This is a genomic window from Cytobacillus sp. NCCP-133, assembly GCF_026011715.1.
GTDB lineage: Bacteria > Bacillota > Bacilli > Bacillales > Cytobacillaceae > Cytobacillus.
The window spans coordinates 1-14,192 of the sequence record NZ_BRVM01000021.1 but is presented as its reverse complement, the minus strand read 5'-3'; the positions used below and the strand labels follow the sequence as shown (position 1 = coordinate 14,192).

The window sequence follows — 14,192 nt, the reverse complement described above, 5'->3', positions numbered from 1 at the left end:
GGCTGGTGGCAAGTTTGATAGAGGAGTGGATTTTTGAGTTTTTGAAAGGAACGGGGAAGCTGCTAGTGAATCCGGTGTTTTATTACTTGTTTTTCGTGGCGGCCTATCTGGGTGTTTCCCGTGTGAAAAGAGAGCGGAAAGACTTTTCGGTCAGGGCGGAGAAAGCCTATTTTGAGCTAAGGCAGCTGCTTCCGCTTGGCCTTCTGGCAGGATTGGCGATTTCCGCTGTGATGGTCGGAGCAGGACTCGTGATTCCCATAGAAACGATCGTCTTTACAGCTGTCCTTACTTTCCTGTGGAGCCTTACGACAAAAGTAAGATGGATGGCTCCGGTCTATACGCTGGGGTTTGCCTTTTTTGCCACGATGTTTGCGGTTGAACATCAATGGCCATTGCCTTCTTTCGCAAAATCAGCGACAGATACAGAACAGTCCATCTTTCCGGCCATTGCGGTGCTCTTGGCACTTCTGATCATCGCTGAAGGATTTCTTATTACAAAAAAAGGCCGTAAAGGGACTTCCCCTAAACTGGTCAAAAGCAAGCGCGGCCAAACAATTGGCGTTCATGAGACGAAAAGAATGTGGATGGTGCCTGTTTTCCTCCTTATTCCAGGACAAGCATTGCAGGCGCATGTTGAATGGTGGCCGGTTTTCTCAATTGGCGACCATAGCTTTTCACTCATTCTTGTGCCATTTGCCATTGGCTTTTACCAAAGAGTGCAGGGGACGCTTCCGAATGAGGCAATTAAGCTTTTTGGCCTGAGAATTACGGTGTTTGGTGTCCTGCTTTTACTGCTGTCCGCAGCCGGTTATTGGTACCCGTTAGCGGCTGTTGGGGTTATATCTCTGGCTATTATCGGACGGGAATTCATTTCCCTTCGCCAGCGAATGTCAGAGGACCAAGCGCCGTTTTATTTTTCAAAACGCAATCACGGCATCATGGTTCTTGGCGTCGTGCCGGATTCGCCAGCAGATAAAATGGCCCTTCAGGTTGGCGAAGTCGTCACGAAGGTAAATGGTGTGAAAATCTTTGATGAAAAAGGATTCTATGAAGCCCTCCAAAAGAATGGGGCACACTGCAAGCTCGATGTCATTGGTGTAAATGGCCAGATTCGCTTCGTTCAGCGGGCTCTTTACGAAGGTGATCACCACGAGCTTGGCCTGCTGTTTGTACAGGGTGATAAAAAGTGGGATAGTGAAGCGGTTTAAGGTAATGTTTCATCATCAACCGGGACTCGTTCCTATTCTCCCGGAATGATTTCATCATTAAGCAGAATTGAAATTTTTCGGGGCACTTCAAAAAAAAAGCAATGCTTTTAATGGCATTGCTTTTGTGATCATGATTCCATAGGGATACCGATTTGTTACAAAAAGCTCGATCGTCATTTTTCTGATCTTTTGTGTAACCCATCATTGATTTATTTTTCTTATATTGAAATTATCGTTTAGTAATGCCCAGTTTGAAGGGAAGGGGTACCCTAGTGCCCAGTAGCTGATTCCGCGGAGGTTAAATTCTTTGGCGAGATCAAATTTTGCTTGAGCGCTTCGTGCGTCTTCGAACCAAACTTCGTGACCACGGCCTTGTTCATCTGCGTAACGGAAAAATGGTGATTGGGTGACGGTATCATATTGAATGGAGGCGCCATATTTTACAGCACGGGCGACCGCTTCCTGGGTACTAAAAGTTTCTGCTTCTTGACCTTGAACATGAGGCAGAAGCCAATCCCTTGCATAAATTTGAAAACCTAAAAAGATTTTTTCTGCTGGTATGACAGACCGTGCATACTCTACCACACGCCTCATTTGATTAATTGGGGAAATCGCTTGCGGCGGCCCAAGCCGATAACCCCATTCATAGGTCATCAGGACCACGAAGTCTGCAATTCTTCCATGTGCTTCGTAATCATGTGCTTCATATAATAGACCTGCCTGCGTCCCGCTCACTTTTGGTGCAACTGCTGTAGAAACAAAATAACCCCTCGGGTGAAGGCGGTCAACTGCAAGCTGGAGGAACTGATTGTAATTCTCCCGGTCAGCAGGCAGTACATTTTCAAAATCGATATTTACTCCACGGTATCCTTTTTTCTCCATAATCTGAAGTATATTATTGATGACTCGATCTCGTAATTCCGGTGTAGCCAAAATAGTATGGGCTAAATTTGAACCCGCTGCGGTTGAAGTGAAGTTTGTGACCGACATCATTGGAATCACATTTTCAGCTCGTGCAGCAGCAATCATTAATTCATCATTCACCGGCTGCAGATCCCCACTTTCACGAATGAGGTATGCAAAAGGACTATGATACGTAAGGGAATCACCAAGTTCCCGAATGGTTTGGGCTCCTGCCGCATCTGCTTGATACGAATAGGCATTTACTTCTATATTTTGTTTCCGAAAAGGAATTCTTAACTGTAAACCAGGATATATCAGGTTTGGATCTTGAATATTATTTTCACGAATGATGGCCTGTATGGCTGCTCCATATCGATTTGCAATAAGCCATAGTGTCTCTCCAGGCTGAGTGATGTGGATTTTTGGCGGGATTAATAGTTTCATCCCGGGATTTAATACATTCGGATCTGTTAATTGGTTCGCCTGAACAATTAAATTGATCGGTACATCATATCGCTGGGAAATCAACCATAACGTTTCTCCGCTTCTAACGATATGCGTTGTTTGAGGTACAGGAATCACTAATGATTGCCCAATCACAAGCCGATTCGGATTTTCAAGCCCATTCCCTTGAATGATTCCATTCATATTCACATTGTAACGCTGGGCAATTTGCCATAGCGTCTCTCCACTGCGGACAACATGTATTAGCAAAAACATCTCCTCCTACATAATAATGTACTATATGTTGGGAAGGACCGCGGTGACATCAGTCTAGATTAATTATTTGAAAGCATTCCGCTATGATTATTAGACGGGTGCTTATGAAGGAGGCGCATACAATATAAAAAGGGTTCGGTTAAAATAGTCTTAATTTAAGGAAGCTTACTCAAAATCAGTCTCCGAATCTAATATCCGAACGTTTTTTATGTTCCTATTCAGGAAGCAGGACATGTTTATACCTTTTTATGCCGGGTATGCGTTAATAGGGACAGTGTCTGCAAGGATGCAGGCGCTGTTTTTTACGTTTATTTTGAAACCTTTTAAAAAACTGCACGTATAGAGTGTTAACTCATGATAGGAGAAATGAACAACAATATGGTATTCTTTATTTAATCATTTTAAGGAAAAAGGTGACATTGTGGCAAAGAAGAAACTGCAGTACTGGACGTTGCAATTGCTGATTATTTTAACCATCATCTATGTTTCAACCAAAATTTCTTTTCTGTTTGAGCCGGTCGGCATTTTTGTATCAACGCTGTTTTTTCCCATCATCATTACAGGGTTTTTGTATTTCTTGTTAAATCCGCTTGTGAAATTGCTGCAGCGGTACAAGGTCCCAAGAACGGTTGCCATTTTAATCATTTACGCAGCGGTCATCGGTCTCGTCGTTTTGGTCATCGGGAATCTGGCCCCGCTCATTAGCAGGCAGGTGACAGAATTATTCAATGATTTGCCGGGATATGCCCATACAACACGTGAATTTATTAATTCAATGGCTGAAACGAATCAGTTCAAATGGTTTATGGCTCAGGATTACCTATCCATACAAGAAATTGAAGCCCGGATTATGGACTATGCCAATACGATGCCAAGCCGGATAACAGAAGGGGTAGCGGGGATTGTCAGCCTGGTGACAAACATTGCCATCACGATTGTCACCGTTCCATTCCTGCTGTTTTATATGTTTAAAGATGGAGATAAATTTCCTGCGGCAGTTTCAAAGTTTATCCCGGCAGCGTATCGCAAAGAAGGTGTCAGAACGTTAAGAGAGACGGCAGGGACGCTTTCCTCCTACATTCAGGGCCAGATTACAGTGGCACTGTTTGTCGGCACTTTATCGTTCATCGGCTACTTAATCATTGACCTCCCTTATGCGCTTGTCATGGCGCTGATTGTGGCGGTAACAAACATTATCCCGTATGTCGGCCCATTTCTTGGCGGGGCGCCGGCTGTCATCATAGCGCTTTTCGACTCTCCGACTAAAGCTTTTCTCGTTGTGGTTGTCATAATCATTGCGCAACAGGTGGAAGGGAACGTCCTATCACCGCTCATCCTCGGAAAAACCTTGAACACACATCCGGCAACCATTATCATCCTGTTGCTGGTCGCAGGCAATCTTGCCGGAATTCTCGGCATGATCCTCGCCATTCCAACTTATGCTGTCACCAAAACAATCGTTTTGAATACAGTACGGTTTTTAAAGGCGAGAAAGACGGCCACGGAAGAGGCTGTAACCTAAATGAAACTGAGAAAGCTCCTTTTTTAAGGGGCTTTTCTTTTAACCGGCATGGGCATGATGATCCAGTTATCTTGGATCTTTGGGACTTTATCTAGCAAGTTTCAGAATGTATCTAGCAAAATTTCAATGTAATCCAGCAAGCTTCTAAATTTTGTAACACCTCATACAACTCAACCTTTCCAACATATTTTTACTCTTCCATCCCAAAAAGGTACAATAAAAGCAACAAACCAAACGAAAGCAGTGAACCGAGCATGTGTCTAATTCTATTTGCATACAAACAGCATCCAAAGTACAAGCTTGTGGTTGCCGCCAATCGGGATGAATTTTACGGGAGGCCGACTGCTCCGGCGCATTTTTGGGAAGATCAGCCCAATCTCCTGGCTGGAAGGGATTTAAGCAAAATGGGCACGTGGATGGGCATTACGAAAGACGGCAGATTTGCGGCACTTACAAACTACCGTGACCCGGAAGATGGAACCCAAGGCAAGCGGTCAAGAGGAGAACTTGTTGCTGACTTTCTGAAAGGAACTGCCCCGCCGGCTGAATATTTGAAAAAAACAGCTGCAAACCGCCAGCAGTATCCCGGCTTTAATCTGCTTGCCGGCAACCCAGATAAACTCTATTATTACTCTAATGTTGAAAATCGAATGGAGAAATTGAAACCGGGAATATACGGAGTCAGCAACCATGTGCTGAACACCGAGTGGCCAAAGGTGAAAAGAGGAAAGGAAGGGTTAGCGAAACTGATCGAGAACCCTGAGGAGAATTTTACAGAAAAACTGTTCCTGCTACTGCAAAATGCCGATCCTGCTCCAGATGAGAATCTCCCAAAAACGGGCGTGTCCCTTGAGTGGGAACGTATTCTATCACCATTGTTTATAAAAAGCGAAGGGTATGGCACAAGAAGTTCAACCGTCATGCTGATGTCAGAGGATGAAATCTTCTATAAGGAATGGGTGCATGTTGGTGACAGCCAGACGGAACAGGAATTCACGGTAAAATACTAAAAAGCCAGCGCAGACTGGCTTTTTTTCATAATAACAGAATTTTTGTCCCTTTGAACTTAGAGACAGGCGCCTACCCCCTCGAGGTCACAAGCTTGTCTAGTTGCGGCTCCTAGGGACTCGGGGTCATAAGCCAATCCCTTCCAGGGGTCCCACCAACAAAACGCGGAAAACATACGCTAAGCAAATTTCGACATGAAAAAAGCCGATTTTCCCTACGCTAAGGAAGAATCGGCTGTATTTTATTGGATAAGGGGACGTAGTGAATTCAAGCTCGCTACTTTTTTCGTATCAAAAGTGTATTCTCCAAGAAAATTAATGTGTTCCCAACCTAATGGTGAAATATGTTTTAGTAAGTCCTCTCGTAATGTTCCCTTTTCTTTGAGCAATTTTACTGCTTCTGTAAGATATACTGTGTTCCATAAGCTAATAGCATTTATGATAATATTTAAAGCACTTGCACGCTGAAGCTGATCTTGTATTCCTCTTTCCCGTAGTTCCCCGCGTTTTCCGAAGAATAAAGCTCTTGCAAGACCATTCATTGCTTCACCTTTATTTAATCCTCGCTGAACACGACGACGTAAGGTTTCATTAGATATGTAATCCAAAATAAAATTGGTCTTTTCGATTCTTCCCATTTCACGTAAAGCAGTAGCTAGTTTATTTTGCCTTGCGTAGGATCCTAATTTCCCCATTATAAGTGACCCGGACACTTTTCCTTCTCGAATAGAGTGGGCTAAACGGAGTACGTCATCAAAATTTTCTTGAATAATCTTTGTATTGATTCTTCCACGCAGTAAATTTTCTAGACTGGGGAATTCACTCGGCTTTTGAATCGTGTATAATTTGGCATCAGCTAAATCACGAAGCCGTGGTGCAAAACGAAATCCTAGTAAATGGCTTAAACCAAAGACTAAGTCAGTATAGCCAGCCGTATCTGTGTAATGCTCCTCAATATTTAATTCTGTTTCGTGATGAAGCAACCCATCGATGACATGTACAGCGTCTCTTGCATTGGTATTAATGACTTTTGTATAAAAAGAGGAGAATTGATCACTGGTAAAACGATAAATCGTTGCTCCTTTTCCGGTACCGTAATGCGGATTGGATTCAGCATGTAGAGATGAGACACCCACTTGCACACGCATTCCGTCTGATGATGAGGTGCTGCCATCTCCCCAATAAGATGACAGCGTAAGCTTATGTTGGAAATTTACCAAAATTGCCTGAGCTTTATTTATAGCATCATCATATAAGCGCCATTGTGTGGTATTAGCCATCTGATGATAGGTAATTCCAGGGGTAGCATCTGCCATTTTCGTCAATCCAATATTGGTTCCCATTGCCATGAGTGCAGCCATAAGAACAACTTTCTCTTCTCCCTTTGGAGGGCGATTGGTTGAAGCATGTATCAACATTTCATCAAACCCGGTCCAGTGAGCTACCTCCATTAATAAATCCGTAAGTTTAATTCGTGGCAGCATATTATATAAGGATAAACTGAAATTTCGTGCTTCTTCCGGCGTACCCTTTTCCAAACGGTCCACTCTTAGCCTAGTTTTATCAATATTTACTCCTTCAAGACTATCGATATTATTTGAAACCCATGTCAGGCGTTGATCTAGAGCGTTTCTTCTTTCCTTAAGGTATTCCTCCGCCGATGAACGAACTGCCAGTCTGGTTTCTGTTAACCTAGTTGTTTTCCATTCATTTTTAGGAACAAGATACTCCTCAAAGTCTTTATGAAGTCTACTACCAATTACAGATACATCACCTGAACGAATATGGTTTCTTAATTCCGTTAGGGCTGCCATCTCATAGTAATGTCGATTAATGGTTCCCTCCTCATCATACACATGCTTTTTCCAGCGTTTTGGAACAAAATCTAACGGAGCTCCTTCTGGAACTTTTCTTTTTCCTGATTTATTCATTTCGTTCAATGTTTTTAATGCATTTAATAATGGTTCAGCTGCTTTTGTAGAACGAAATTCTAATGATTTAATAAGGGTAGGGGTATACTTTCTCAAATAAGAAAATCGATTCTCAAGCAAGTCAAGATAATCATAATCCATCGGCCGTGCAAGCTTTTTTGCTTCTTCAACAGAAGTAACGATTTGATCCCAAGGCATAATCTTTTCAAAGGTGCTAAATGGATCAAGTCCTTCATCCCGTGCTTGAATCAGTGCTGCCCCGATATCCGCAAAATGAACAACCTTTTCATTAACTGCTTTTCCATTTTCTCTCTGCATTTCTTCTTGTGTTTTTCGACCTTTTGACTGCAAGATCATCATTTGTCGATCATGAATTTCAATTGCCTGGTCAATTAAATCCTGACTAAGAGTCACAAGGTAAGCCACAAGAATAGCGTATTTCTTATTGTCCTTAAACCTCCGAAATGAATGAGGTTCATAACGTGCTCCAATACGGGATAATTGAAGGAGTCGATTTGGATGAACTTCATGTGCGTTTGTAGGCAACTTCAAATCTCGAATATATTGCAAACGTTCTATTACCTTCAAAAAGGCTTCCGGTGATGATTGGCCGGGAAGTTCACGCAACCATGCTAATGGAGTTTTTCTGCTTTCCGAAAACGGATCAATAAGTGCATCCAGTTTTTGTTTTTGCCAATGTGCAAGAGAACTAGTTAAAGTTTTAAAAATCCTTTCCTCTGCCCTCCGACGAGTTTCCCACACCATTCGCTCTATTGTCGTCATGCCGGGGAGGATGGTCTTTCGATTTCTCAATGCTTCTTGAGCCGTTCGAAGGAGATACATGGAATTGCCATTTTGAAGGGCATGGCTCAAAAGATACTGAGCTACCTCCCGATATTTACTTGCAGAAAAATTCTGGTATCCATAAACTTGCCGAATTTCTTCCATATGTTCATGTTTAGTTGGATCACGTTTTGCATACAAGGAAAACGAATCAGGATTAGCATCTATTTGTCTTGCTATGTATTGAATGACATAATCAGGAATAGGTTCAACATCTGAAAGAGACCACCCAGGATAGCGCAAAACACATAACTGCACAGCAAATCCTAAACGATTATGATCTCTTCTATGCCGTTTAATAATTTCTAGGTCAAATTGTGAAAAAGTATAATAGGTTTCTAGTTCCCGTTCAGTCATATCAGCAGGTATTTTTACAAATTCGGCTCTTTGATCAGCAGTTAGTAATTCTTTCCCTCTCGATGCCATTTCCACCCCATCCCTTCATAAGTTTAATTTATTTCTTTTCTAGATATCGATAAATGGTTGTTCGGGAAACACCCCACATCTGAGCAATATCTGTAATAGGTGTTCCACTTGCCACCAGTGTCTTTAGTATTTCTAACTCTTTCTTATCCAACTTCTCCGGTCTTCCCCCCAAGCGCCCTCTGGCTCTTGCGGCGGCACGTCCGGCTGCCGAGCGTTCTTGAATAAGATTGCGTTCAAATTCGGCAAAGGCAGCAAAGAGATGAAACATAAGCTGTCCTGTGGCACTAGCCTTGTCCATCGTAATGTTTTCTTGCAAACTATGAAAACTACCTCCCCGATCATTAAGGTCATTGACTATCTTAATAAGATGCTGCATATTTCTCCCTAATCGGTCCAAACGCCAAACTACTAAAATATCACCAGATCGAACAAAACGGAGAGCATCTTCTAAACCTTGCCGTTTATCTCTAGCCCCACTAATCTTATCTGTAAATATTTCTTCACAGCCATGTTCTTTAAGCGCATCCAATTGTAAATCTAAATTTTGAACGCCTGTGGAAACACGCGCATATCCTACCTTCATTCACTTCACCCTTTTTTGATTATTCTGTTTTTATCGTAACATAACTTAATGTAATGGGTAATATCTGAACATAGATTTGTTTACAGAGTTTATGAACAACCATTGAAGATAGAAAGCTAGAAAACTATTTTAAAATTTGTGTGTTCAGAAATTGATGACTTTTTGAACATAAAATACAAAATGAGGTCTGAGTAGCAATGGACAAAATTAACGCAATACTTATAAACAGACATTATTAATACTAAATAAATTAAGGATTTCTAAAGTAGGAAAGTCTTATCGAGGGGCAGCGTCAAGAAAATGCCGATTTACAACGGTAAGGAAAATCCAATATTAAAAGCCCAGTTTCTCAGTATTGAAAATTAAGAAACTGGACTTTTTTTATTATCTGTATTCCAACACTAAGGAAACCATAAGAGGGTATAAGTTGATGTGAAAAAATCACAAAAAAATTAATGAATTATGCGAACTCAAGGCAACTTAGAATAAGAGCATGAGCATGTTTTTGATTAATGCAACTACAAAGAATGTATTGACAGTAAAATTAGACAAGCTTAAGCATACAGGCTGCGAAAGCTAAAGGAAAGCATTTAGGCCGTCCCAAGGCCGTTATTACACTGAATTTGTACGAGCATATAATCAATAGAAAAAAAGTAATCTCTGCTGTCGAGGCATTGAAGAAAGCTAAATTGTCAAAAACAACTTTCTGCCAAAGGTAAAAGAATTAAGGGGTAAGAATGAAGTTCAGTATCTATTTTAGAGACTAGTAACATCATCTCTCTTTTAAGAATAGTTCTTTTAACTCAGATTGATTTGAGAAAAACCAAGTAATAACAATTTTTACAGAAAAATTACAATTATTTTAAGAATAAAAAGGAATTTGTAAATATTCCGAAGAATTTATCATATAGAGGTTTTCGAAACCTCTGTAAATCCAAAAAGTTCATATAAGTAAATGGGTTATAAGCAGCTGATGTTTTTGGGTCTGGCTGTTTATAATAGAAGACCGCACCAGGGGGATACTTTTGGCGAGTGACCCCTGATGTGGTCCCGGCAAGACCCTTTTACATAGAGTCTTAGTATAAGCTTAACACTAAGACTAACAAAGTAAATGGTCAAATTTAGCCTAAAAAGGAGTTGTTTATCTTTAAATCGTAAGTAAACGATTACAAAACGAAATACCTATCAATACTTAAAATGCGTAGAACAAATTTTAAACAATCGGAGGAGAAAATTATGAAAAAGTTATTTTTAAATACTTCATTAGCTTTAGGACTATTATCTTCAAGTTTAGTAATTCCATCTGCAGCAGATGCAGCAACTGTAACTAAAAATAGTAGTGGAAAATCTTTTACAAAGTCTTGGTCATTATCTGCTAGTGGTACGAATTCGACTTGGCTTATGAATTATGGATTTAATACCGACTGGATTGATGAGGATTACACTCATACCACGCATTCTAATTATGACCATACTGCTACAGTTAGTAATGGTAATGGTGCTTACTCAAAAAATGCCGGCTCTAAGTCTTGGGCTAAAATAGAGGTTACTCATAAAGGTTCATATGTTGAATATAGCATAACTTATTAATAGGTATTGATTCGATAACACTATATAAAATATAGATTTTTCTAGTAAAATATTATGAACCCAAAACTACGGAGGGGTCTTTTTGAAAGCAATTAAGTATATAATTAGTTTTTGTATTCTTCTGATCGGTATACTAATTATAGGTGAAAGTCATATCTTTCGTTTAGATAATTTTTATACTGAATTTGATAATACAACATTGTATATACAACCGAATATAACTGAAGAAGAAATGATTAACGATATACTTGATTCAGCGAATCATAGTGAAGTAAAAGTATTTACTTTCATAAGATCCCCCCGTAGTACTTTTTATACAGAATACGATATTTATGGAACTAATGGAGTAGAAGAATACATAAATGACAACTTAAATATATATGATAGAAAATATACGAGTCTTTTTTTAGGGCAACTTAATTTTACATTTAATGATATAAAAAGCATTTCTGGAATAGATAAAATACATGATTTTTATGTTATTGGTAATAACGAACAAGTGCATCAATTTAAAATGGAATTGATTGATAAATATGCCGGTAATCATCCTCAAGAAGGTTATTTTAGTAACGAATCGAAGAAAAACACGATGGCAATCTGGATACTCATGAACAGTATAATCTTAGTATTATCGTTTTATGACATAGTTTTACAGAAAAAGGAAAGTCTCATCCGGGTTTCAATGGGCGAAAGAATTAGTAAAATCATTTGGAGAAATATTCTCATTGATTCTATAGTGTTCATTTTATTGTTTTCCATAATATTATATATGCTATCAAAATTTACAAATGCATTTTTTATGTTCGAAATATCCTTGACTTCATTTATAATCTTATTATTTGCTAATGGATTGTTGTATTTAAATATGTATTTTTATAACCTAAAAGAAGTTTTTTCTAATGTTAAAGGCTCTAAAAAGATATTATCACTGAATTACAGCTTAAAATTTATAACGACAATAACTACTATTTTAATAATATCGAGTAATTTGGCATTAATTTTTGAATCATACAAATTTTATAAGCAGAAATCATTTTTTGAAGGATTCAGTGACTATTATTATACTCGATTAGAATATAAACCCCATCTTAATATCGACGGATCAATGTCTAATGTACTTTCTGACAGTGCAAAGGTACAAGCAACTTTTTATAGAGAATTCTTTGAAAAATATGACGCAACTTTATTAGCTAGCACAGATGGTTTATTAAATGGAAAAGGTATATTAGCAAATAAAAATTCTTTTGATTATTTATCAACCGAAATAAAGGAATTAAAGGACCATTCTTTAAATAAGGATATTTACTTTATTTTACCCAAGCGCATGTCTGACGGTTCAATATCTAATACTGAATTAAATGGAGCAGTAAAATTCTACTACGGTAATAATTTTAGTTATGACTATGATGTTATTTATTATGAAGATAATGTTGATATAATTTCAATAGATGAGAATCACATGAACGGAAGTAAATTTGTTGAAAATCCAATAATTATTTATAACAATATTAATGCAAAAGAAATAGGAAACCAGATTGAAAGCGACTCTCAAAAAATTGGATTTGTACATGAGGTTATGTATAAAATATCCAACGATGGTGACTTTAATCAATTTGTAAAAGAATATGATTTGACAAACCAAATTGTTTCCAAAACGAATGTTTTAGAAAGTTACAATAATAAATGGACAAACGTAAAAAGAGTTCTATATATCAATTTTATTTTTAGTATTTTGGTATTGTTGTTAGAACTCATAATTATAAGTTCTATTATCAAAATGGAATACGAGGTCAACGCTATTGAACTTTCTATAAAAAAAGTAATGGGATATAGTATTTTTGAGAAAAATAGAAAAATAATTTTAATTACAGTTATTACGACAATGTTAAGTATAGTATCATCGTTTATTGCTGCTATCCTTATAAATTTAGAAGATCCTGGATATCTGGTCTTCGGAGGAATTATTATCCTAGTATTGGAATTATTGGTTATTTGGTTTTATATTCGGAAAGTTGAGAATGCAAAAATACAAACAATATTGAAAGGAGGAAATATATGATAGAAATAAAAAAATTAACGAAAAAATTTGATGAAAAAATATTATTTTCGAATTTTAATTTAACTATAGATGATGGAGATTTTGTGATATTTTCAGGTCCAAGTGGTTGTGGTAAAACAACATTACTCAATATGATAGGAGCCATTGAAAAGATAGACATTGGTGAAATTACAGTAAACGGTATTGATATAAAAAATAAAAGAAACCATTTAAATTATTTCAGGACAAAAATCGGGTTTTTATTTCAAAATTTCGCACTTGTTGATAATAAAACTGTCAAAGAGAATTTAAAACTGATTCGCAAAGACTGTAAGACTAACTTATCAATAGAAGAAGCTCTAAGAATTGTAGGATTAAATGAAAAATTAAACAAAAAGGTATATACACTATCTGGCGGAGAGCAACAAAGGGTAGCTTTGGCCAGATTAATGCTCAAAAAGTGTGAAATTATACTGGCTGATGAACCTACAGGCTCTCTTGATAAGGATAATGCAGAAACAGTACTCAACATATTAAAACAACTTAATAAACAGGGTAAGACTATTATACTTGTTACACATGATGAGGAGATTAAAAAACAAGGTAGTAGGGTGGTAAATTTATGATAAAAAGTGAATTTATTAAGAAAGGTGAATTTATAAAGAATATTAGTTTGAAAAACATTATTATATTCGTTGTTTCAATTTTTGTAATTTGGAATATAAGCTGGTTTTTGATAACAACGATTAAATATCATAAATTTGTAGAAGTAATACCTAAAAATGAATTTGGTGTACACGTCAAGGAAAAAGATGATTATCTTTACAATGTTAAAAAGCCAGGGTATTTACATTTCACAGGCAATCTAGGGGTTGCTAAAACAAATAGTATGGATGGTTTGATTATATGGCCTCTATTGTTCGGTGGTTATGAATACGGAATTCGATTACAAAATGATGGCGAAGTATTTGAAATTTACGTTGATGAAAATATGAAACCCATAGATAAAGAAGATAAGGTTGCTGTCCAGCAAGTGGAGGAAAACAAGGATGAAATAGAAAAATTAATTTCCAAGGCAAATGAAATATGGAATTTGGAATAATGGTCTATCAATGTCTTGATTTTAAATCCTATTGCTACCATTAGGATGTGAACATATTAATTTTCTTGAAGAATATACTTTCAATACGAAGTGATTAGCAAATTTAGGTTCACTCAGACCTCTTATTCAATAAATTTAAAGCCGATGGTTCCTTAACGTAGGAAAAATCGGCTTTATTCATGTCGAAATTTGCTTAGCGTATGTTTTCCGCGTTTTGTTGGGTAAGCGTCAAATAGACCCCACCTATATTTTAGATGGGGCCTGAGATATTATTTAGTTAAGCTTTTTAAATGAAATACAAGACACTGGTAGTGTCGTT

10 protein-coding genes are annotated in these 14,192 nt (G+C 37.8%); 7 read left to right on the top strand and 3 right to left on the bottom strand.

The window, feature by feature from the left end; all coding sequences use genetic code 11:
- Positions 1–14 precede the first annotated feature (14 nt).
- Entirely contained in the window at positions 15–1,208 is a 1,194-nt protein-coding gene (locus tag NCCP133_RS18375; RefSeq protein ID WP_264806762.1) for a PDZ domain-containing protein, read from the top strand.
- 201 nt (positions 1,209–1,409) lie between these two features.
- On the opposite strand, the gene NCCP133_RS18370 is transcribed toward NCCP133_RS18375, so the two are convergent.
- Positions 1,410–2,825, bottom strand: coding sequence for a LysM peptidoglycan-binding domain-containing protein (locus NCCP133_RS18370; RefSeq protein ID WP_264806718.1), 1,416 nt, complete (start codon positions 2,823–2,825; stop codon positions 1,410–1,412).
- A 427-nt stretch (positions 2,826–3,252) separates the two neighbouring features.
- On the opposite strand from NCCP133_RS18370, the gene NCCP133_RS18365 reads away from it, so the two are divergent.
- Together NCCP133_RS18365 and NCCP133_RS18360 are read left to right on the top strand one after the other, a co-directional pair.
- Positions 3,253–4,353, top strand: a complete 1,101-nt coding sequence (locus tag NCCP133_RS18365; protein WP_264806717.1) for an AI-2E family transporter — start codon at positions 3,253–3,255, stop codon at positions 4,351–4,353.
- Between the two features lie 254 nt (positions 4,354–4,607).
- Positions 4,608–5,363, top strand: a complete 756-nt coding sequence (locus NCCP133_RS18360) for an NRDE family protein (protein WP_264806716.1) — start codon at positions 4,608–4,610, stop codon at positions 5,361–5,363.
- A 239-nt stretch (positions 5,364–5,602) separates the two neighbouring features.
- On the opposite strand, the gene NCCP133_RS18355 is transcribed toward NCCP133_RS18360, so the two are convergent.
- Positions 5,603–8,560: a Tn3 family transposase gene (locus tag NCCP133_RS18355; RefSeq protein ID WP_264806715.1), complete on the bottom strand. Its 2,958-nt coding sequence runs from the start codon at positions 8,558–8,560 to the stop codon at positions 5,603–5,605.
- A gap of 28 nt (positions 8,561–8,588) precedes the next feature.
- Positions 8,589–9,143, bottom strand: a complete 555-nt coding sequence (locus tag NCCP133_RS18350; RefSeq protein WP_264806714.1) for a recombinase family protein — start codon at positions 9,141–9,143, stop codon at positions 8,589–8,591.
- Positions 9,144–10,379: 1,236 nt separating this feature from the next.
- Between NCCP133_RS18350 and NCCP133_RS18345 the strand changes: the two genes are divergently transcribed.
- The 4 genes from NCCP133_RS18345 (at position 10,380) to NCCP133_RS18330 (ending at position 13,873) form a co-directional block, all read left to right on the top strand.
- A complete protein-coding gene (locus tag NCCP133_RS18345) occupies positions 10,380–10,733 on the top strand; it encodes a mediterrocin family bacteriocin (protein ID WP_264806713.1) in 354 nt (117 codons plus the stop codon).
- A gap of 82 nt (positions 10,734–10,815) precedes the next feature.
- Complete coding sequence (locus NCCP133_RS18340) at positions 10,816–12,792, top strand: DUF1430 domain-containing protein (protein WP_264806712.1); 1,977 nt, start codon at positions 10,816–10,818, stop codon at positions 12,790–12,792.
- Positions 12,789–13,397: an ATP-binding cassette domain-containing protein gene (locus NCCP133_RS18335; RefSeq protein ID WP_264806711.1), complete on the top strand. Its 609-nt coding sequence runs from the start codon at positions 12,789–12,791 to the stop codon at positions 13,395–13,397. Before NCCP133_RS18340 ends, NCCP133_RS18335 begins: the two co-directional genes overlap by 4 nt.
- Positions 13,394–13,873: a hypothetical protein gene (locus NCCP133_RS18330; RefSeq protein WP_264806710.1), complete on the top strand. Its 480-nt coding sequence runs from the start codon at positions 13,394–13,396 to the stop codon at positions 13,871–13,873. Before NCCP133_RS18335 ends, NCCP133_RS18330 begins: the two co-directional genes overlap by 4 nt.
- Positions 13,874–14,192: the final 319 nt, after the last annotated feature.

Excerpts from the sequence above, each read along its gene's own strand:
- NCCP133_RS18360 (WP_264806716.1), top strand. The coding sequence starts at position 4,608 with ATGTGTCTAATTCTATTTGCATACAAACAGCATCCAAAGTACAAGCTT.
- NCCP133_RS18355 (WP_264806715.1), bottom strand. The coding sequence starts at position 8,560 with ATGGCATCGAGAGGGAAAGAATTACTAACTGCTGATCAAAGAGCCGAA.
- NCCP133_RS18350 (WP_264806714.1), bottom strand. The coding sequence starts at position 9,143 with ATGAAGGTAGGATATGCGCGTGTTTCCACAGGCGTTCAAAATTTAGAT.
- NCCP133_RS18345 (WP_264806713.1), top strand. The coding sequence starts at position 10,380 with ATGAAAAAGTTATTTTTAAATACTTCATTAGCTTTAGGACTATTATCT.
- NCCP133_RS18335 (WP_264806711.1), top strand. The coding sequence starts at position 12,789 with ATGATAGAAATAAAAAAATTAACGAAAAAATTTGATGAAAAAATATTA.
- NCCP133_RS18330 (WP_264806710.1), top strand. The coding sequence starts at position 13,394 with ATGATAAAAAGTGAATTTATTAAGAAAGGTGAATTTATAAAGAATATT.